Origin of the sequence: Arthrobacter sp. R4, assembly GCF_051365025.1 — a bacterium.
In the GTDB taxonomy this organism is placed as follows: Bacteria; Actinomycetota; Actinomycetes; order Actinomycetales; family Micrococcaceae; genus Arthrobacter.
On record NZ_JBLWIJ010000010.1, the window covers coordinates 240,063 to 259,483 of the forward strand.

Sequence of the window (19,421 nt, forward strand, 5' to 3'; positions counted from 1 at the left end):
CTTGGATCAATAACCTTCCCTGAACAACCGTCAAAACAAACAAAAGGAGAAAAAATGAACACCGTCACCACCACCAAGCCGTTCGCCGACCTCGCTGCTATCGAGGCAACCGTCGAAGCCGTCACCGCCCAGCGTGAACTCGGCCGCGTCACTTTTACCATGAACAGCGAGTCCGCAGGCGGTCTGACAGCGAAGACCGAAACAGGACCGCTGCTGCAGGCAGGCGTGCCGGACGACTCACGACGTGGAAAGTACACGCTGCACAGTGACGAGCCCATCTCACTACTAGGCACAGACACTGCCGTCAGCCCGGCTGAATACATTCTCAAAGGACTTGCCGGCTGCTACATCGTTACCCTCGCCTCACTCGCCGCAGCCCGCAACATCACGCTCGAACAGATCCGCCTTACCCTCGGATTCGATATCGACCTGAGTGGATTCCTCGGCATCGACGAATCCGTCCGAAAGGGCGCAGAACACATCACGGTCAACGTCGAACTCGAAAGCCCCGGCACCCCACGAGAAGAACTCCAAAACCTCGTAAAGGCACTGGAGGCGACCTCGCCAATCCGCGACACAATTGCCAACCCCGTCAATGTCACCACCACACTCAACTAGCACCATCAGCGCTGGCAACCGCCGGCCGACATAATAACTGGACGGCCCCGCCACACTCAGTGGCAGGGCCGTCTGGTTTGATGGTGGTGATGCCCTGACTACATCCGGGCTCTCGGTACCACCTGGGCGGCGAGGATTGCAGCGGCGATGAGTTCCTCCTTGGGGGCCCCGGAGGCCGCTTCAACACTCAATCCGTAAATTGCGGACATGACGTACCGCGCCAGGGCGGTGCAGTCAGTGCCGGCCGGCAGATCGCCGTCGGTGAGGGCCTTTTCGAAGCGATCCAGCACGGTCCTCCTCATCCGCTCACGAGCGGCTGCCAGGAGTTTGACTATTTCGTGGTGAGGTTCTCCGGAGGCCAGTCCTGCCTGGATTGTCATGCAGCCGAAGGGCTGACCGGGGGCAGTGAATACTTCAACTCTTCCCGTCAGAAGGTTCAGCACCGCCTCGTGGGCAGTCGGCTTGGACATGGCGTCCTCAAGCTGGACGGTGCGTTCGCACATGTATCGGTCCAGCGTCTTTTCGAACAGTTCCCGCTTGCTGCCGAAGGCGGCGTACAGGCTCGGTGGATTAATGCCGAGCGCCTGTGTCAGGTCGGCAATGGAAGTGCCCTCGTATCCCTGACGCCAAAACAGCTCCATGGCTGCCTGGAGGGCCGCCTGATCATCGAATCCGCGCTTACGGCCTCCCGGCATGCCACACCCTCCTGATTTCCGCCAACTCAGCGGTTTGCTTTTTCTGTAGTGACCGCTACAGTATATCCTATGGGTTCTATAGTGATCACTACATAATCGATGATGGATCCTTCCGGAGCTCGTTTGCCCAGCGACGCATGACCCTCATCCCAGTGGGGCTGATGCCAAACCTGGGCCCGCAAACCCATGTCTTAACCAACAAACGAAAGAGGAACCCATGTCTGCACGCTCAACAACCACTTCCGCATTCCAAGCCGACGTCCTCCAGAACGACCTGCCGGTCCTGGTGGATTTCTGGGCCCCGTGGTGCCCGCCGTGCCGTGCAGTTGGGCCCGCACTCGATGACCTGGCCAAGGAACAGGCCGGGAAAGTCGACGTCATTAAAGTGAACGTTGACGAGAACCCCGAGCTCGCCCAAAAGTATGGCGTCACCTCAATCCCCGCCTTCCGGGTATTCAACAACGGTGACGTCGTCGGTTCGTTCCTTGGTGCCATGCCGAAAGAAGCATTTGAAGACCGCCTCGCCCCCTACCTGGGGGCAGCGCGCAACTGATTGCGTACTGCATTGGAGCACACGTGAAGGCCGCAGCAGCACACACCCACGCTGCGGGTGGAGTTTTCCAGGCTCCGCCCGAATACCAACGGTTCTGGCCCAAGGGTGCGAGGACCTGAGGCACCACCCGCGACGAGGCATCTCCCTTGTCGCGCTACCAGGAATCTTTCTCCTCAGAAGGCGTTCCTCGAGAGGCTGACCCGCAACGCGCTTCAGCTGTGGAAGGCCCTGATCGGCCGCATCAACAAACCAATGAAAGGAAACACCATGACCGAAATGAATACCCTGAGCACAGAGGCTTTTGCCGACCTCGCGGCCATCGAAGCGACAGTGGCAGCCGTCACAGGGCAGCGTGAGCTTGGCAAGGTCAGCTTCAGTATGCTCAGCGAGTCTGCAGGCGGCCTGACCGCCGAGACCGTCACCGGACCCCTGACCCAGGCAGGCGTCGCCGACGAATCGCGCCGCGGCAAGTTCACGCTGCACAGCGACGAACCGGTCTCCCTGCTGGGAACCGACACAGCCGTCAGCCCCGCTGAATACATCCTCAAAGCCCTCGCTGGCTGCTACATGGTCACCCTGGCGTCCCTGGCTGCAGGCAGGAACATCCCGTTGAAGCACGTCGCGTTGACCCTGGGCTTCGACATCGATCTGAGCGGTTTCCTTGGAATTGACGACAGCGTCCGCAAGGGTGCCCAGCAGATCACCGTGGACGTCCAAATCGACAGCCCCAACACGTCCCGCGAGGACCTTGAAGACCTGATCGGCGCGCTCGAAGCGACCTCGCCGATCCGCGACACTCTGGCGAACCCGGTCCCAGTCATCACCCGCCTCGGCTAAGACCGGCCGTGACCGACCCGGGCCTGCATATTCAACGGAAGGAACATCATGGCGACAACCAACATCACCGGAGAACAGTTCACCGCGACAATCGAGGGCAACGATATTGTTCTCGTTGATTTTTGGGCCGCTTGGTGCGGACCCTGCCGCCAATTCGGCCCGATCTTTGAGAAGGTCTCGGAAAAGCATGACGACGTGGCTTTTGTGAAGGTCGACACAGAATCCGAACGGGAACTCTCAGCAGCCTTGAAGATCTCTTCAATCCCAACCATCATGGGCTTCCGCGAGAACGTCCTTGTGTTCTCCCATTCAGGGGTCCTCAGTGAACCCCAGCTGGGCAACATCGTTGAGGCCATCGGCGCGCTGGACATGGCCGAAGTCCACGCCAAACTCGCGGCTTCACCGGCCCAGCTCTGACCGCCCTGCAGGCTGGGCAATAGGAGCCGCCTGCGTGTTGCCGGCCGAGCCGCCAGCATCGGCCGGCAACGCGTCGGCTTCGATGACCGGGCGATAGCAGCGACCTGGAGTACCCGCTGGCGGACCACACTGCAGGAGGAAGAACCGGGTGGCCGTGAAAGCAACCCTCAGGAAATGTCCGTCACGGAATGCCCCATCGGGTGAATGCCTCCGGCCGAACCTGCTCAACCCTTATCAATTAACATTCGAACGGTCTTCATGAGAGAGAGGGGAGGCGGCAGTGGGTAACCATCAGACATCCAAGCGGGGGAGCCGGCAGCAGGCCCTGATCGCCCTGGTGCAGATCTTGGGCCTCGCTGTCTGGTTCTCCGCCTCGGCAGTGGGCCCGGCCCTGCAGCAGGAATGGAACATCAGCGCCGCGGCCGGAGTCTGGCTGACAGCGTCGGTGCAGATTGGCTTCGTTGCCGGTGCGATCACCTCTACGTTCCTGGGCCTGGCTGACAGGTTCCGGCCACAGATCCTGCTTGGTGTCAGTGCCGCCGGGGCGGCCCTCACGACCGGTGCCCTGGCAGCCTTCGTGGACAATCTGGGTCCGGCCATCGGGTTCAGGTTCCTGACAGGAGTCTTTTTGGCCGGCGTGTATCCCGTGGGTATGAAGCTGATGGCCTCCTGGTCTTCGCCTGCGCTCCGTGGAAGGGCCTTCGGGATCCTGATTGGAGCCCTCACACTGGGATCAGCCGCACCGCACCTGATCAGCAGCTTGGACGATCTTCCATGGCGGGACGTTATGGCGTTAGCCGCTGCCCTTGCCGTGACCGGCAGCCTGACAGCAGTCCTGGCCATTCGGCCGGGACCGTTCGCAGAAAAAAGCAGTGCAAGTCCGAACCCCCGCTATGCCCTGGTCATGTTCAAGGAGCAGCGTCCCCGGCTGGCCAATATCGGATATTTCGGGCACATGTGGGAACTCTACGCACTCTGGACCTGGCTGCCGATGTATTTGCTGGCCGGTCAGGCTGCCGGACGCGACGGGACGCTCGAAACAGGGCTCACAGTCTTCGTCTCTATGGGTTTAGGCGGGGTCGCCGGGGCCATGTTGGGAGGATGGGCCGCGGATCGATGGGGACGGCCCAAGTCCGCCGCCGTCGCCCTGGCCGTCAGCGGGACGTGCTGTTTCCTTTCTCCTGTGATGTTTTGGGCCGAGGGCATGCCTATGCTCGTCTTCCTTCTCATCTGGGGAGCGGCAGTCATCGCCGATTCCGGTGTCTTCTCAACATCCCTGAGTGAAAACGCCGATCCGCGATACATCGGGACGGCGCTCACAACCCAGACCGCGATCGGCTTCCTCCTGACAGTAGTCACCATCCAGCTCGTGCCACTGCTCGCCGGGATCTTTGGATGGCAGTACGCCTTCGTGCTGTTGGTTCCCGGCCCGCTCACCGGCGTCTTGGCGATGCGCAAGCTGGCCAAAGCTGAATCCCAACTCAAGGAAATGCCCGTAGCAACACCCACCTAGCTCGAATCGGTCGGAAGCAGAAAGGGGCCTGTCAAGGACTGCTGGTGCGGCAGTGTAGGGAAAGTGCGGGGTCTTTTGGACACGGTAACGACCCATCTCATTAGTAACGTTGGTGCCTTCATGTCAGGCCGTGGCAGGCGTGAGGGAATGAGCCCGGCGACGTCCTTGCTGCATGTGATGGAGGACCTCGCCAGGGTGTTTCTCGTCTGAGTCAGCCCGTCGACCGTGTAGGGGTTGGCTGCTGGTCAGCGAGTTGTGACTGGCAATCGAACTGGTCGCACGAGACGCAGTCCAGGTCCTCGAGCGTGGCGAGACTCTCGCGCTGCCCGTCGACGACAAATGACGGAGCGTGAGGCGGCTCGCGTCCTCAACGCGCTCACCGTCCGGATCGTCGTTATCGAGCATATCGGGAGGACTGCGGTGCTGGGCTTGACGGCAAAACGGATTATCGACCTCGCGGCGAGGGCTCATGAGTGTCCGATCCGGCATGGAGTCGGGACTGCCTCGCCGAGTGGAGGATGCGACAGGCTCCGGCCGCTTAGGGGAACCATGGCATTAAAACACCGCGCCCCCGGGGAAACTCCCTGGGGTGCGGTTGCGGGTAGTCATGGTTTACATTCGGCGCTAGTTCGCCTAAGGATCGCCTATTTCGGTTTGGAAGCAGCGCCTACGAAGCGGTCAACAACCCTATCAGCCTCTATCTTTGAGCCTGAATAACTATCCGCCATCGACCCGCCCGACGAGGGGATGACGAAGTCCGCTCGAAGAAAATCGGCAACCGAGACTCTATTGGCAGGGGGGTTCGTTGGCCGTTCCTCTGGTTTGCGCCGACGGCGTTGAGGAATGCCCATATGCACCACCTTTCTCTTATGTGCATGATAGCCGCACGCACTGACTCTTTCATGACTTCTTTGAGTCGAGAGTGTCAGCTCGCTTCTTGCTGAACTTCGCATATGTCAGGGCGGCCCAGCAAGCGAAAAACATGACAATAAACCACAGGATCCACCAGATTGCGGGCGTGAAGGGAATTGCCGCCAGTGCCGCCATGAGTAGTAAGGCGATGGAGCAGTAGAGCAGCGCCTTCCGCAGAGGCTTGAGTAGAACAGTGAGCAGACTGTGTTCTGTACGACGGCTCATCCAGGACACCAACAGGGCTGGTCCCACCAAAATAATTGAAGACGAAGGGGAGGGAATCCATCTGACGTCCAGCAGAAAGAACGAATCGAAGGCCCTGATGAACTGGGCCAGGACTACACATGCAACAACCGCAAGTACAGCGACACGCGTGAACGCAAATATGCCAGCCTTTACGGGCTCTACTTTGACCTTGAAGCCCCCGCGGGCGAAACGGTGAGACGGCGCAATCGCGGCATGTGCGACACTCCGTGTGTGCTCGGGTACATCCTGCACAGGAAGGGAGGTGAAGCCATCTGGATAAAACTCCGCTACTTCAAGGGAACGGACGGCTAGACCGTGAGGTACCTCCACCTCGACGTGGTGACTGGCCGCGAAGCCAAAATCAGCCAGTTCATGCGAAAAGGATACGCACTTCTTCCCTTTATCCGTGACGTTCGGCGGTTCGTGATCCCAAGAGTACTTCAGCAGGACTCTTTTCGACTCTACTTCTTCGTCCAGGACAACAAGAAACAAGAAGTGTTGGGACAACGAGCGCACAAAAGGACCGAATTCGTCCTGGTCGTCCGCTAACTTGTTGTCCATCCCAGCAGCACGCCGCGCCTGGGCATACCATTCGTCAAAGGCTTCTACAGCTTGACCTGCCTGGACCGTCGAGCATTCCACCACCCTTTGCAGAACTTCAAGGGCAGCCGCACGCTGGCCGTCGTCAAGGGGCAATTCGGGAGGTATCGCGGCCGCCAGCATCGCTAGGGCGTATTCCGAGTTGAGTTTTTTTCCGAGCACGGTAACGGACTTGCCGCCATACTCCACATCCAGCCTGCGAAGCGTTCCCTTGTTCATGAATGCAATCGGCACAACGACCTGGCCTCTGCCCGCAGCGATCGCGTTATCCTCGGGCAATGTCATGTCGACAGACACATGCCACCTGGTCTGCCCCTCTGCATCTAATCTGAGCGATTCTACGCGCCGGTGGACCCAGGTCTGCGAGGAAGCCATCAGGGCGAGTAGCCTTCGTCCCACAGTAGGGTCCCCATCATCCAGACGAGCGTCAGCCTGGTCTGCAGGGTTTTTCTGTTCCCTGGATTCAAGGGGCTCATCAGGTTGCATGGCCCCATAGTAGCCAACAGCTTCCGGCACGGACTTAGGGCCAGAAACGGCGAAGCCCCGGAATGGGGGACTCAGGAGGCTTCGCGCGGATCAAGAGGAATAAAAAGATCTCTAGGTCGGCCGGAACTGGCCGGCAATGGATGATCTTGGTGGTCGTCATTGACACTCGTTTGTGGTGCCTGAAACGGCCTAGCCTAGCCGGTGTATGGGACCCACCGTCCCCAACGCAAAAGGAAGGGTCTGATGTGCTGAATGACACAATTACGATTTGCGGGCGGCACCGACAGGAAGTCGCCGATCGCGATCAGACGATGACAGGCGCGGTTATCCACATACTGCAGTTCCAGGCTCCAGTACCGGGACGTATGGACACATACGATGGATCCATGTCCGAAGAGAACAAGCCGTCTCCGCGTTTCCTGACCATCGATCAGGTAGCGACGGAACTGAACATCGGCCAACCCCTGGTGCGCGGGCTGCTGAAGAGCGGCGAACTGCGTGGCTTTCAGTTGGGCGGAAGGAACATCTGGCGGATCGGGGCCGATGATCTGCAGAAGTACATCGACAACGCATACAGGAAAACGGCAGAACGAATTGCGGCTGGCGAGCTTGATGAGATGCGGACCGAAGAAGACTGATGGCTGAACTCTCGCCGAGCTGTCCTTGGCTCGTTGGACAGGGGTAGTGCCCTGGATGGCCGGGAACTGGTAGAAATCGGCGCATTATGTACGGAGGCTCAGCGGGCCGTGGAATTGCCGGGAACCAATGCAAGAGTTCAGTGCATGATTATCTTTCGAAGGGGTAGCACGCCGGTGTTCGTGCGTCAGCGCGAGTCGGCTGGACACCTGGTTCCGGACCGCCGGAATTAGCCTCGGGAATACCCATTGGCTTTCTGCCCCGGGCCCGCCCTGACCGCCAGCCCGGGAGCCGGGTATCCAGGGTAGCCCCTTTGGTCGGATCCAACTCGCCTCGGCGGGCCTTGTATCGCTGGGTGTGAAGCCACACACCGAGGTCATGCTCTGGACCTTCAATAGCGGACTTGTGCCGGGGCCAGTCGAGTCCGGATCCCCGGTACTCCACCAGTGCAGTAAGGCGTTCCTGCCATCTGGCCTCATCGCCGATAACGCGGGGGAGGCCCTGCCAGCCGGGTAGGACGCTGAGTCCTTCCAGGAACGCCGACGGTAGAGTCCCTTCCCTGGCTTCTCGGCGTCGTCGATTCAACCAGGTGGCCAACGTTCGCTCATCCCGGTTGACGGATTTCGTTGAGGGATACCTGCCGCTCGCCTGGACCGTGGCGATCAGTTGAGCCAGCCGTTCCATGCCCTGACCGGTTTCCCGTCGTGGTTTCTTGCGCGTTGCCCCTTCATGCTCGGTTTGCAGCCCGGGGTGAAGTTTCCGGGCCACCGTCAGGTGGTAGCCGACGGTCCGTAGCGGTGCGCCTGTCAGTTCGGCAATTCTCCCGCGGCTCAGCCCCCGCCGGTACATCAGAACCCATTCCGCCTCCGGAGCCGCGTTCCAGCGTTTAGTCGCCATCGGATAATCCTGCCATGGCTGGTAGCTCGGCGTCCGTTGTCTGTGACGGACTGCCCCAGCCACTGCTCCGATAGCGGGTCGCTGTGCACCTCGAGGGTCGCAGCGCCGAGGTGGAGGCTCCGAGGCGTATTAGCTCCTCTTCGGGGATGTTGCCCTCACCACCTGAACTCGCCGGAACTTCTGAGACAACATTCCGAGACCCGTTCACCGGCGGCGCATTGCCGGTGGACGGGCCTCGTCTCATCTAGGAGATGGTTGAGACGCCGTCGACGAGTAGCCCGGTTAATAAGTGAATGTCAAGCCCTAGGTGTACTGCCCAGGCACGTTGGTTAAGCGGCTGATGGGCGGTCGGCCTCCGATTGCTGTGTGGGGCCTGTGGTGATTGTAATGGTGCAGCCATGCCGGGAGGGCGTTTCTGCGGGCTGATTCGGTGGCGTAGAAGCGTTTGAATGCCCATCCGTCAGCGAGGGTTCGGTGGAATCGTTCGATCTTGCCGTTTGTTTGCGGGCGGTAAGGGCGGGTTTTCTTGGCCTTGATGTTCAATTCCCGGCAGGTGTCCCGCCAGAGGTTCGATTTGTAGGCTGAGCCGTTGTCGGAGAGGACCCGCTCGACGGTGACGCCACGAAGGGCGAACCAGGATACGGCCCGTCTCAGCACTCCGACTGCGGTGGCAGCTGTTTCGTCCCCGTGGATCTCGGCGTAGGCGACCCGGGAGTGATCGTCGATGACCGTGTGCACGTAGGCGGTGCCGATCAGCGGGTTGTGGTGGCTGCTTCGCGGCTTTTCCGGGGTCCTTCTGCGATTCTGCTTGCCTCGCTGCCGGCCAACGTAGCGCCAGCCACCACCGTCCGGGATGTTGCCGAGCTTCTTCACATCGACGTGGATCATCGCCCCGGGCCTGTCGTGCTCGTACCGGCGGATGACTTCCCCGGTGCGCTTATCCACGTGGTGCAACCGGTTCAGCCGGCACCGGACCAGGACCGAATGGACGGTCGAGGCAGGTATAGCCAGCTTCGCTCCAATCGCGACCGGTCCCAGCCTTTGCTTCCAGCGAAGGTGCACGACCTTGCGGACGAGCCGCTGCGGAGTCCGGTTCGCGATCCGGTGCGGGCGAGAGGATCTGTCGGACATGCCCGCCTGCCCCATCGCGGCGTAGCGCTCGGCCCATCGTTTGGCCGTGGGCCAGGAGCAGTTGAACTGTTCGGCAGCCCGGGACACCGGCCAGCCGTGGTCCACGACCAGACGTGCGAGGCGCAAACGTTGGCGTGGAGTCAAAGCGGCATTAGCGTGGGACATGAGGACCTCCTGGTCGCTGCAGCGGTTGTCTAAGCAACTCCACTGTGCAACCGGAGGTCCTCACCCATGAGTCAACGACTCCAGCGAGTCATCACATTCACCCAACCAACGTCCCTGGGCAGTACACCTAGGCCGGTCACCTGAGAGCCCCGGGCGTCGTCCTCAGTGCTCATGCTAACTAGACGGCAGCCCGAGCTTGTCGAAGAATGCGCGGTTCCGCTCGGTGGCGGCGTTGACGAGCCGGTCGAAACTCATAACCTCGATGTAGGCCTTATACGGCTCGATGAATCCGAAGTAGCCCATTCCGTCGTGCGTCATGGTCAGGCCAGACAACTTGCACCTACTCACCATCGTCGGGGTGAGGTCGGCAATGATGTAGCAGAAGGCTGGCGGGTCATCCGCAGAAGGAATGGGCCGACCGGTCGCGGTCCTCGCAGTGCCAGCCCGCACCCGTGCGACGTAGTCCAGGCACTGCTCGATGGGGTTCTTCCCCTCGGTTGCGTCGTCGCGCATCGGACGCTTGAGCTCGACGACGACGATCGATTGCAACGGCAGCTTCTTGCCCTCGGCGGCGAGCACCGGGGAGTCCGGCTCAATAACGCGCGTCGTGAGCACGTCGGGCCTCTTCATCGAGTCGTCGTCCGTAATGGCGATACTCTTGAATGCCTTGTCCGAGGCGAGGTAGTCGTGAAACACGAGTCGCTCGTCGAGGATCCACAGATTCGAGGCATCAGCCCCAACCTCCGTCGACTCCTTCCGCATCGGGAAAAGCAGCTCGTGGATAGAATCTTCGCGGGCGTACTTCCCACCGTCGTCGGACTGAATGAGCTTGTTGAGGATGTCTAGCGTAGTCCGTCGCCGGGACACGTAGTTCGCCAGGTCCGACTGGTTGAACTCCTTCACGGTCTCCAGGTACTCCGCGAGGCGCTCATCATAGCCCTCGGGCTTATCGCCGCTCGACTCCGCAAAAACGGCCTGTCCCTGGGCCAGCACACCGGCCTCGATCTTCTGGAGGCACCGGTGCAGCTCGAGCTCCAAGTCCTGGTCCTTGATCGAAGGATCGACTGTGATGCCTAAGGACTCGATGCGATTGATCAGCGGACGGTATTTGGGCGCTTTCGTGCTCACGAACTGATGCACCCGTTCCTTGCCAGCCTGCTGGGCAGCGGCCAACGGCTCTGCAAGGTTCCGCGCGATCTCCTCAAACACGCCCTTCTTGATGTCGTCGAGCGAGGGCTCGTCAATGAGGGCGTCCCCGGGAAGCCGCTCGGGGAGGTCGAAGTCCGTGCGGTCAGAGCGAACGTGCTCGTCAAGGAAGCCGGACGTGAGGTAGCAGACATAGGTGAACTCGTCAGAGCTCCCGTCCTTGAGTCGTCCGTACAGTCCGGGCACTTTGCCGGCGATGCTCTCGTCCTTCACGACACGATTCGCGGCGCACCAGTGCAGACGCGGAGTAGCGTTGCGCGCAGAGGTCTTAAGGCGCAGGTTGAGCATGTCAAATCTTTGACCCTTGATCATGATCGACGAGCTCGTCTCGGAGCGCTCGAGCCCCTCCAAGTAGTCCTGGAGGCGGACCGAGTCGTCGTCATCGGCCACGTATAGGTCGGGCGCGCCGCCGGGCCGGAGGAAGTACCAAATGCAGTGCTCGAACATTTCGCGCGCGATAGCGTCGGCCATCTTCGGAGCACTCTGTTGATAGGCCCTCTTAAAACCGTCGAGTACCACAGTTGATCCGGCATCGGAGAAGCCGTCAGGCGCTCCATCTTGCTCAACCTCGCGCGCAACAGAGAACCTGAACTGCCGCTCCTGCAGGATGTCGTCTGCATCATAGTAGGCGCTTTGGACCTCGACGCGGTCGAAGGCCTTGAGCCACAGCAAGCGCCCCACTCCACGGCAACCGATGCCGGCTTTATAGTCGCTGTCGAGTGTCTCGAAGGACGCCATGTTCTCAGGGGTGAAACCCACCCCATCGTCCTCGATACTGAATCCAGTGATGGCCTTCAGCGGCATGCGGCCGGGGGACGTCGCAACAAGGTCGAAGGCGTCCTGAGGGTCGCGGTGGATCCGGACGGTTAGACGCCCCCGCCCGGGCTCCTCGGGGTATCGTGCGTCGATCGACTGGATGCCGTTCACCACTGCCTCGAACAGCGGCAGAAGGGCGTGGGTCTTCGGTAGCGTGGTGTTACGCACCCGGCCAGCGAGCGACGTCGTCAGCGCCATGATTCCTCCGTTCGTTCGTTGTAAGGGACGGTAGAGCCAACCACTGACATTAGCTGCTTCTTCGAGCATCCCATCGTGAAGAGCTCGGGCAACCCGCTTCTTGCTCGCTGGGCGTAGCAGCACGGCTTGATCATAACGGCGATCTGGTCCCACTCGACCCACGGCGCGAAGATCACGTCGAAGGATTCCGAGCTCAAGGACTCGAAAACGCTTCGCGGCTGTCATCTTGAGCTGCTCGCTCTTGCGCATGTAGAACACTTCTCGTGATTAGGTGCCGTTGACATTCAAACCGCAACGCCCGGCGCACACAGTGAATCCCCGCCAGTTCAACCGGCGTAACGCGGTCCAGGGCATCATGGTGGGCTGCAGCCTGCTGTACCGATTTGACGAGGAGGCCAGGGCACTCGAGGGTGCCAGGATGGGCAATAGCCATTGCACCGAGGTGCGGAGGCTCAGCACAAGCACTTGGCGGAGGTCTACCTTGAGAAGGGTGGAGCGGGTTCGCGCAAGAAAAGGTACGAGACTACTGACTAGCTTCCACGGCAAGGGGCTTCTTGATAGCGCGCAGTTTCATGAGTGTGTCTCGACCCAGATCCGTCAGTCGCCAGTATTTGCCCTTATCCGCGGTGCTGCGCGTCTTTGAGCCATGCGCCGTGATGTTGAGCGAGAAGAGCTGCCAGAGGATGTCGTCAAAAGCCTTGCGAGACAATTGGACGTCTATGACCTGGCCGAGTGACGAAGGCAGGAGATCCTTGCGGTCCCCGAGCAGCAGCCGCTGCGCATAGCCGTTCAACGCCGTTGCAAGCTCGTCCTCGCTTGCCTCGTCAACGAGTCGCGGTGCAAGCTCGGCCATTATTTCGTTCCACGTCACCGGCACCGTGGTTGTGTCTTGCTCCACCTCTGCCGGTTCGAACAAGTTTTCCTGTGCATGAAGTCCAACGACCGAGTAGTAGTCGATGATGGATTCCATTGCGAAAGTGTCGTCACCAGAGGCCAGGTCTTCCGGGATGGTTCCCTGGGCTGTCGCCACCGATTCGAGCGCCAGTGTCAGCTCACTGACCTTCGCTCTCAACTCGGAAAATTCTGCCTGCTTTTCTGCAGTCATGGCGAATTCGCCGCGAACCCAGCCATGAGCCGTAGTGCCACGCATAGCAAGGCTAAGCGCACGTGAGACCTTGCCGCCCAGATCTTCTGAATTGTTGTAGTACTTCACGTGTCGGGTCTGCACCTTGGCGCGGAACTCATCTAATTTCGTTCGCGCAGCAGTATCCATTTCCGTCTTGTCCGCGGGGATGCTCCCTGGATTTGCATGGGCGAATCCGAGGATGGTTTTGCCCTGTGTCACCGCGTAGTCATACTCCATTTCCGTGTAGCTGATTCCCGCAGCGGACATGCTGCCATACCGCCCGCCAACGACTACCACGTAGAAATCGCTCTGGTCGATGACCTTTTTTATCAGCGTCCACTGGTCGTCGTCGGCCGCGGGAAACATCTCCATGCCGGCGGGAAGGCAGTCCAGCTCCAGCAGTGCCTGAATGACTTCCTTGCGCTCCTCGATGAGGTCGGTGAAGGTCGAGCTGATGAAAACTTGATAGCGGCGATCCATGCCTAATGTTTAGCACACCGGACTGACACTCTCCGGCCACTATTGGGTAGGCCGAGCACCGCTCCCACAGTTCGTTGGGAGGTACATCACGGCCCTCGCTGCGCTCCAACCCCATACGGCAACGCCGATTGTGGTGCCCGACCTGACAACGGTTACCGGGCAGCTCGCCCAGCGCGTGCTAACGGCAGCGGACCTTCTCGACGGGCAGACGATTGTCGGCACGTGGAAGTCGTTCGAGTTCGAAATCAACGGCGAGACTGTGGAAGCTCGCAACCAAACGCTGTTACTCGGAGCTACCCAGAATACGCTCCTCTCCGCAAAACTTACGGATCTCGGAGACGGACGGCTTCGCGCGGAGCCGCACCTGAACGACGCAGGTCAGCAGACTCTCGCTCCCGGCGAGCCGATTCCACCGGCCGGCCGCGCATCGGTTCGCTCTCGTCCAGCGCCCGAGGAATTGGACTGATCACAATCATCCTTGAATGGAGTCGGTCACCGGGTTCGCGCCCGCGGCCGGGTCTCATGAGGCCGATTCAGGAGGACGGGTCTTGGATAACGAGTAGAGCCACCCATCTCCCAATTCAACGTTCGTTGGTCGACCTCCTATCGGAGGGCTCCCACAGGGACGTGACCGGCCCCCATTGACAAGCCCAATGATGGGCTTGATCGTCGCGCCAGTTCCATCATTGGGTAGCACGAAGATGCCGTTGACCAGCGAAAACGTTGTTCCAAGGCTACCCACCTCCTGTTTTAACTTTCACTGGCGCCAACTGCAGTCTGGTGCTTGGTGCCCTCCTGCTGCTGGCCCGCAGCCTGCGCCTGCCCAGGGTGCCAGCGGCGGCCTTGGCACTGTCCGGATTGGGACTGTTTGTCCTCTTGGTCGGCCCCGATGCCAGTGTCCTGCGGGCTGCCCTGATGGGTTCCGTCGCGCTGGCGTCACTGGTTGGCGGCCGTACGGGGCGGGGACTGAGCTTCCTTTGCCTCGCCGTGATCGGGCTTCTGTTGTTCGATCCGGGCCTGGGAACCAGCTTCGGCTTCCTGTTGTCGGTCCTGGCAACCCTGGGAATCATTGTGCTTGGCCAGCGGTTGGTGGACCTGGCTCCTGTTTGGGTGCCCCGGTGGGCGGCGGCAGCGTTCGCCGTGCCGTTGTCCGCCCAGCTGCTGTGCGGTCCCGTGATTGTGCTTCTGCAGCCACAATTCTCGACCTACTCATTGGTGGCGAACATCGCGGCTGCCCCGCTCGTTGCCCCGGTGACGTTGCTCGGCACGGCCGCGGTTCCGCTGACGGTACTGGCCCCATGGGCTGCAACCGTGCTCATCGCGGTGGCGGGCGTTTTCTGCGGCGGCGTTGCCGGGACGGCCAGGTTTATGGCGGCTCTGCCCGGTTCCTCACTTCCGTGGCCGGAGGGAGGCTTCGGGGTGATGACCATGGTGGCGTTGTCGGTACTGACGCTGGCAATGGTGCTGCTTGCACTGCGCCCACGGATGGTAGCGGACCTGTTGCTGGGCCTGCACGGCCGCATCGAGCGGATTCTGGAAAAGGCGGAAGGCCTCCGCTGGCCGGCATGGCCGCGCTCCCCGTACCGCGGTCCGGCTCGTGGCTTGGAGCCACGGTGCGAGCGAACGGTGGGCAGGGAATTTGAGAGGGGTCCCCGCGACGGCCCGGGAATCGCTGACTGAACAGGACAGTCATTAGCCGTCTAGTAGTGCGGCCGGGTGCACCGCTCTCGATGATTACGCCTGGGCTCCCCAGGCAATGAGGGATTCGACTGCCAGCACCAGCAGAGCCAGGATCGGGAAACTAGCGCTCAGCACAATGATGGTTGTGGCCAGCTACTGGCGCCGACTCTTCCGTGCCTTGGCGACGACCGCAAGGATGAGGGCCAGGAGGAGCAGTGGCCCCCAGATCCAGATCGAATGGATGGGTACATCCATGCCGCCCCCTGTTCACTGGTACCGCCTTTGGCCGTGCTGGAGACGTTGAGGCCATGGTGGCAAGCCAGGAGGTAAGCTACCAGCCCGGTCATCCATGCGCCGGCCGAGTATGAGGCGAGGCCGGCTCCGCTTCCGGCCAGCTCAGCTTTCATAGCCCTTAGGTCAGCCTCGTTGCATGTTGGATATTTCGGTGTGTTCGTCATCTTTCCACTGGTCGGTCATGGCCCCCGCCTAAATGCCCCAAACAACAGCGGGTCAACGGAGCGGAACGGAACGATCAGTCCTGTCTTCCTACGACTGAACTGACCGTCCGCTCACTGGTCTATTTAATGTTGGCCGTCGCGGTAAGGATCGCGTGTCCGTCCTTTACCCGATCTACGTGAAAGGTCCCCCCTGACTTCAACGGGGTCTGCTTAGCGGAGAAGAATACATAGTCGATCTTCCGACCGTCGACCGTGTCTACGCCCGCGCGAGCCGCCTTTCCGGTCTGGAGTTGGTGCGCTTCCACGAACTTTCCCTCACCGTTGTACTGGTACATGTTTGTCATTGCCGCTGTCTGAGGGCCCGTGTTGAAGTCACCTCCGACGACGACGGAAATGCCATCGTGGATCCAGCGCTTAGTGATGTTCTTGATTTTTTGGGTCTGCTCGGTGCGGTCTGCATCCACATCATCGCCGTACGCCTGCAGGTGCGTCGCGCAGGCATTCACCTTGTTGCCGTTCTTTCGAAACTTCACACAAGCCATCCCAAAGGTCTGGCCCTTCGCCTTATTGACTTCTGCGCCGAAGAAATCGACGTCTGTGGCGGTGCCGGCGCCGGTGTGAACGGCGACCAGCCCCTTCCAGGTCGTGCCGTCTGCTGATGTCGGACAGACGGCCGCAGCGTTGCCCGCAGTGGTTTGTTTCTGCCGGTGGAACGAGAACGTCCAGTTGGGATGGGCCGCCTTTGCAGTCTCGTACGAGGCCTCGCACACCTCTTCAGCGAGCAGTACATCATTGCCGCCAGCAAGCTTCAGGACATCGTTCCAGCGCTCCGGAATTTGATCCGTGTTGTGCTGGACGACCCGAAGCTTCGTCTCTGCGGCGGCCGCCGGCAGCGCCGTAGCGGTCGCTCCGGCACAGAGCGCTGCGGTCAGGCCTGCCGCCAGCAAAGCACGGCTCAGGGCCTTAAGTTGATAACTCATCGTTGTCGATCCCTTCGTTGAATGTTTCGGGGACGACGAAATTCCCCCCAGTGAGAGGCGATAGACGCCCCTCACTGAAGATACATCCAACGAATGGAATTATCGCGCAGTTCCGTCGGAGAATCCTGACTGTCCACAGTTTTTCGTCCCCGAGTTGCTTCGCGCTGCGCTCAGGCCCCGGCACTCCGGAGGGGACCGTTTGGACGTGAGGCGTTAGTACCTGACCTCGACGTCGAAGTTATGTCCGGGGCGTCCTGGGTCAACGCGGCGTGCGAGGATGTTGCCAGATCCCCACCGATCGGAGCGGGGAGAACCGAAGTATGTGGAGGACATGTGCGCGCGATTGTCATGGACCAGATCGCTGGGCCGCTGGCGGTTCAAGAAGTTGAAGAGCCAAAGGTGCCGCTAGATGGCGTGGTGATCACCGTCGCCGCCACCGGGCTGTGCCGCAGCGATTGGCACGCCTGGGCCGGTCATGACGAGATCGTGCTGCCCCACGTCCCAGGCCACGAGTTCGCCGGCGTCGTCGCAGCTGTCGGTCCCGGTGTGAAGCGGTGGGCTGTCGGTGACCGCGTGACAGCGCCCTTTGTCGAAGGTTGCGGGGCCTGCGAGTGGTGCCTCTCGGGCAACGCGCAGGTCTGCCCGGAGCAGCAACAGCCAGGGTTCACCCACTGGGGTTCCTTTACTGAGAAAGTCGTGATCCACGCCGCGGACACCAATCTTGTAGCAATCCCCGAACGCGTCAGCTTCGAGGCGGCGGCCAGCCTGGGCTGCCGTTTCGCGACCGCCTACCGTGCGCTCACCGGCCGGGCCCGCCTCGTCGCCGAAGAGTGGGTCACCATCGTGGGGGCGGGCGGTGTGGGTCTCAGTGCCGTCATGATCGCCAAGGCGCTCGGCGGCAAGGTCATCGCCATCGACCGGAACACAGGCGCCCTCGATTTGGCGGCTTCCCTTGGCGCCGACCACGTCCTGGTCGCGGACGGGTCAGACATCCCGGCACAGGTCCACGCGATCGCGGGAGGAAGCCACGTTTCCATTGACGCCGTCGGCAGCGAGCAGACTTGCGCCGACGCGATCCTGAGCCTTCGCCGCCGCGGCCGGCACGTCCAGGTCGGCCTACTACCGCCCGTTGAGGGTCACCCCCGCGTGCCCATGGCACGAGTGATCGCATGGGAACTGGACGTGTTCGGAAGCCATGGAATGCCCGCCGCAGATTACCAGGGGATGCTGGCCCTGATCGAATCGGGGGCATTTGAACCTCAGAAGCTGATCGAGCGCGTCGTCGGATTGGACGACGCGGCTGATATGCTGCCACGCCTTGACACCGCGAACGTCGCAGGCATGACGATGATCGATCCGACACGCTGATGTGCACCAACCATGTGCACAGCGATAAGTCTTGATGTGATCAACTGGCCCACGTCAGCACACCCACCCTCTTGTGAACTAACTCGGGCGCCAACTGCAGTCTGGTGCTTGGCGCCCTCCTGCTGCTGGCCCGGAGCCTGCGCCTGCCATAGCGGCGGCTTTGGCACTTGGGACTGTTTCCAGGTACCGCGGTTCGGTTCATGGCTTGGAGCCACGGCCCCGTCATGGCAGGCTTAGACACTGCACTAACACTTCCGGAAGGAACCCAGAATGGCCGCTGCGCCGAATGCACGAAACAGGGCGACGGCGTCCGGCGCGGCCACCTGGCGGGATGTAGAACCTGCCGGAGTGGTGTTGATTGGCGGTCCGGAGGAGTATCTGGGGATCCGGGCCATGGACCGTGTCAGGGCACAGGTGCGGGCTGTTTCGCCGGATGTCGAAGTCACCCGGTTGAACGCGGGAAGCTACGAACCCGGGTCACTCACTTTGCACGTCAGCCCTTCCCTTTTCGGCGAGAACAAGCTGATCGAGGTCGAGGGCGTTGAAAGCATGAACGACTCCTTCCTGGCAGATGCCCTCGCGTACGTCGCCCGCCCCGAACCTGATGCAGTCCTCGTCCTGCGCCACGGCGGGGGAGTCCGGGGAAAGAAGCTCCTTGATGCTGTCAAGGCGGGGGGCTGGCCGGTAGTGGACTGCCAGCCGCTGAAAAAAGATGCAGACAAGACCGCTTTCGTCACTGCAGAATTCAGGGCTGCCGGACGCAAAATCAGCGGCGACGCCGTCCAGTCACTGGTCAACGCAGTGGGCGCCAACCTTGCCGAACTCGCGGCGGCCTGCAACCAACTGATTGCGGACGCAACCGGGGCCGTAACCCCTGAGCTGGTGGACCGCTATTACGGCGGCCGGATCGAGGCCACGGCCTTCAAGGTTGCCGACGCCGCCATGGCGGGCAACGGTCCAGCAGCGCTTTCTGCGCTGCGCCACGCCCTGGCCACTGGAGCCGATCCCGTTCCGCTCGTGGCCGCGCTGGCTGCCAAGCTGCGGACGGTAGCCAAAGTGGCGGGCGCCCAGGGGTCTTCCACCCAGATAGCCCGTGACCTCGGGATGCAGCCCTGGCTCGTGGAACAGGCCCAGCGGGACGTCCGGCGCTGGACACCCGAGGGCCTGGTGCGCTCCATCCAGGTCACTGCCGAAGCGGACGCCCAGGTCAAAGGACTCTCACGGGATCCGGTCTACGCGGTGGAGCACGCCGTCACGGTCATTGCCGCCTCGGCCCGGGGCCGCTAGAGGACCAAATGCCGGGCGGCTATTTGCTAGCCGCTGGCCAACTTGAGCCGCGTACGTCCGGGAGCGCGGAAGCTGCCTGACCAGCCGCTCCGCCCCTTTCCAGGAACGCGACACAG

At 61.3% G+C, this 19,421-nt stretch carries 17 protein-coding genes; 10 read left to right on the forward strand and 7 right to left on the reverse strand.

Annotation, left to right across the window (positions count from 1 at the left end; genetic code table 11):
- Positions 1 to 54: 54 nt before the first annotated feature.
- Positions 55 to 618: an OsmC family protein gene (locus ACLKOZ_RS06945; RefSeq protein ID WP_436473842.1), complete on the forward strand. Its 564-nt coding sequence runs from the start codon at positions 55 to 57 to the stop codon at positions 616 to 618.
- A 98-nt stretch (positions 619 to 716) separates the two neighbouring features.
- On the opposite strand, the gene ACLKOZ_RS06950 is transcribed toward ACLKOZ_RS06945, so the two are convergent.
- Entirely contained in the window at positions 717 to 1,313 is a 597-nt protein-coding gene (locus ACLKOZ_RS06950) for a TetR/AcrR family transcriptional regulator (protein WP_436473844.1), read from the reverse strand.
- A 217-nt stretch (positions 1,314 to 1,530) separates the two neighbouring features.
- Between ACLKOZ_RS06950 and trxA (ACLKOZ_RS06955) the strand changes: the two genes are divergently transcribed.
- The 5 genes from trxA (ACLKOZ_RS06955) (at position 1,531) to ACLKOZ_RS06975 (ending at position 5,350) form a co-directional block, all read left to right on the forward strand.
- Entirely contained in the window at positions 1,531 to 1,866 is a 336-nt protein-coding gene (gene trxA, locus ACLKOZ_RS06955; RefSeq protein WP_436473846.1) for a thioredoxin, read from the forward strand.
- 267 nt (positions 1,867 to 2,133) lie between these two features.
- Positions 2,134 to 2,703, forward strand: a complete 570-nt coding sequence (locus tag ACLKOZ_RS06960) for an OsmC family protein (RefSeq protein WP_436473848.1) — start codon at positions 2,134 to 2,136, stop codon at positions 2,701 to 2,703.
- A gap of 48 nt (positions 2,704 to 2,751) precedes the next feature.
- The gene (trxA, locus tag ACLKOZ_RS06965; RefSeq protein ID WP_436473850.1) at positions 2,752 to 3,120 is read left to right on the forward strand and encodes a thioredoxin; all 369 of its coding nucleotides are present in this window, start codon (positions 2,752 to 2,754) and stop codon (positions 3,118 to 3,120) included.
- 280 nt (positions 3,121 to 3,400) lie between these two features.
- Entirely contained in the window at positions 3,401 to 4,633 is a 1,233-nt protein-coding gene (locus ACLKOZ_RS06970) for an MFS transporter (protein WP_436473852.1), read from the forward strand.
- 339 nt (positions 4,634 to 4,972) lie between these two features.
- Complete coding sequence (locus ACLKOZ_RS06975) at positions 4,973 to 5,350, forward strand: GrpB family protein (RefSeq protein WP_436473854.1); 378 nt, start codon at positions 4,973 to 4,975, stop codon at positions 5,348 to 5,350.
- 183 nt (positions 5,351 to 5,533) lie between these two features.
- On the opposite strand, the gene ACLKOZ_RS06980 is transcribed toward ACLKOZ_RS06975, so the two are convergent.
- Positions 5,534 to 6,688, reverse strand: coding sequence for a hypothetical protein (locus ACLKOZ_RS06980; protein WP_436473856.1), 1,155 nt, complete (start codon positions 6,686 to 6,688; stop codon positions 5,534 to 5,536).
- A 575-nt stretch (positions 6,689 to 7,263) separates the two neighbouring features.
- On the opposite strand from ACLKOZ_RS06980, the gene ACLKOZ_RS06985 reads away from it, so the two are divergent.
- Positions 7,264 to 7,515, forward strand: coding sequence for a helix-turn-helix domain-containing protein (locus ACLKOZ_RS06985; protein WP_436473858.1), 252 nt, complete (start codon positions 7,264 to 7,266; stop codon positions 7,513 to 7,515).
- A 148-nt stretch (positions 7,516 to 7,663) separates the two neighbouring features.
- Here ACLKOZ_RS06985 and ACLKOZ_RS06990 read toward each other — a convergent pair whose 3' ends face one another.
- From ACLKOZ_RS06990 to ACLKOZ_RS07005, 4 genes are all read right to left on the reverse strand, one after another.
- On the reverse strand, positions 7,664 to 8,410 hold the full coding sequence (locus tag ACLKOZ_RS06990) for a helicase associated domain-containing protein (RefSeq protein WP_436473860.1): 747 nt from the start codon (positions 8,408 to 8,410) through the stop codon (positions 7,664 to 7,666).
- A gap of 303 nt (positions 8,411 to 8,713) precedes the next feature.
- Positions 8,714 to 9,706: an IS481 family transposase gene (locus ACLKOZ_RS06995; protein WP_436473862.1), complete on the reverse strand. Its 993-nt coding sequence runs from the start codon at positions 9,704 to 9,706 to the stop codon at positions 8,714 to 8,716.
- 174 nt (positions 9,707 to 9,880) lie between these two features.
- Positions 9,881 to 11,926 (reverse strand): ATP-binding protein, encoded by a 2,046-nt coding sequence (locus ACLKOZ_RS07000; protein WP_436473864.1) that lies wholly within the window; start codon positions 11,924 to 11,926, stop codon positions 9,881 to 9,883.
- A gap of 523 nt (positions 11,927 to 12,449) precedes the next feature.
- Positions 12,450 to 13,532 (reverse strand): DUF4062 domain-containing protein, encoded by a 1,083-nt coding sequence (locus ACLKOZ_RS07005; RefSeq protein ID WP_436473866.1) that lies wholly within the window; start codon positions 13,530 to 13,532, stop codon positions 12,450 to 12,452.
- A gap of 723 nt (positions 13,533 to 14,255) precedes the next feature.
- Here ACLKOZ_RS07005 and ACLKOZ_RS07010 point away from each other — a divergent pair.
- Positions 14,256 to 15,212 (forward strand): ComEC/Rec2 family competence protein, encoded by a 957-nt coding sequence (locus ACLKOZ_RS07010; RefSeq protein ID WP_436473868.1) that lies wholly within the window; start codon positions 14,256 to 14,258, stop codon positions 15,210 to 15,212.
- A gap of 577 nt (positions 15,213 to 15,789) precedes the next feature.
- Here the strand turns inward: ACLKOZ_RS07010 and ACLKOZ_RS07015 are convergent.
- Complete coding sequence (locus ACLKOZ_RS07015) at positions 15,790 to 16,650, reverse strand: hypothetical protein (RefSeq protein WP_436473870.1); 861 nt, start codon at positions 16,648 to 16,650, stop codon at positions 15,790 to 15,792.
- 333 nt (positions 16,651 to 16,983) lie between these two features.
- Between ACLKOZ_RS07015 and ACLKOZ_RS07020 the strand changes: the two genes are divergently transcribed.
- Complete coding sequence (locus ACLKOZ_RS07020) at positions 16,984 to 18,018, forward strand: zinc-dependent alcohol dehydrogenase family protein (RefSeq protein ID WP_436473872.1); 1,035 nt, start codon at positions 16,984 to 16,986, stop codon at positions 18,016 to 18,018.
- A 270-nt stretch (positions 18,019 to 18,288) separates the two neighbouring features.
- Positions 18,289 to 19,305, forward strand: a complete 1,017-nt coding sequence (gene holA, locus ACLKOZ_RS07025) for a DNA polymerase III subunit delta (protein WP_436473874.1) — start codon at positions 18,289 to 18,291, stop codon at positions 19,303 to 19,305.
- Positions 19,306 to 19,421 lie beyond the last annotated feature (116 nt).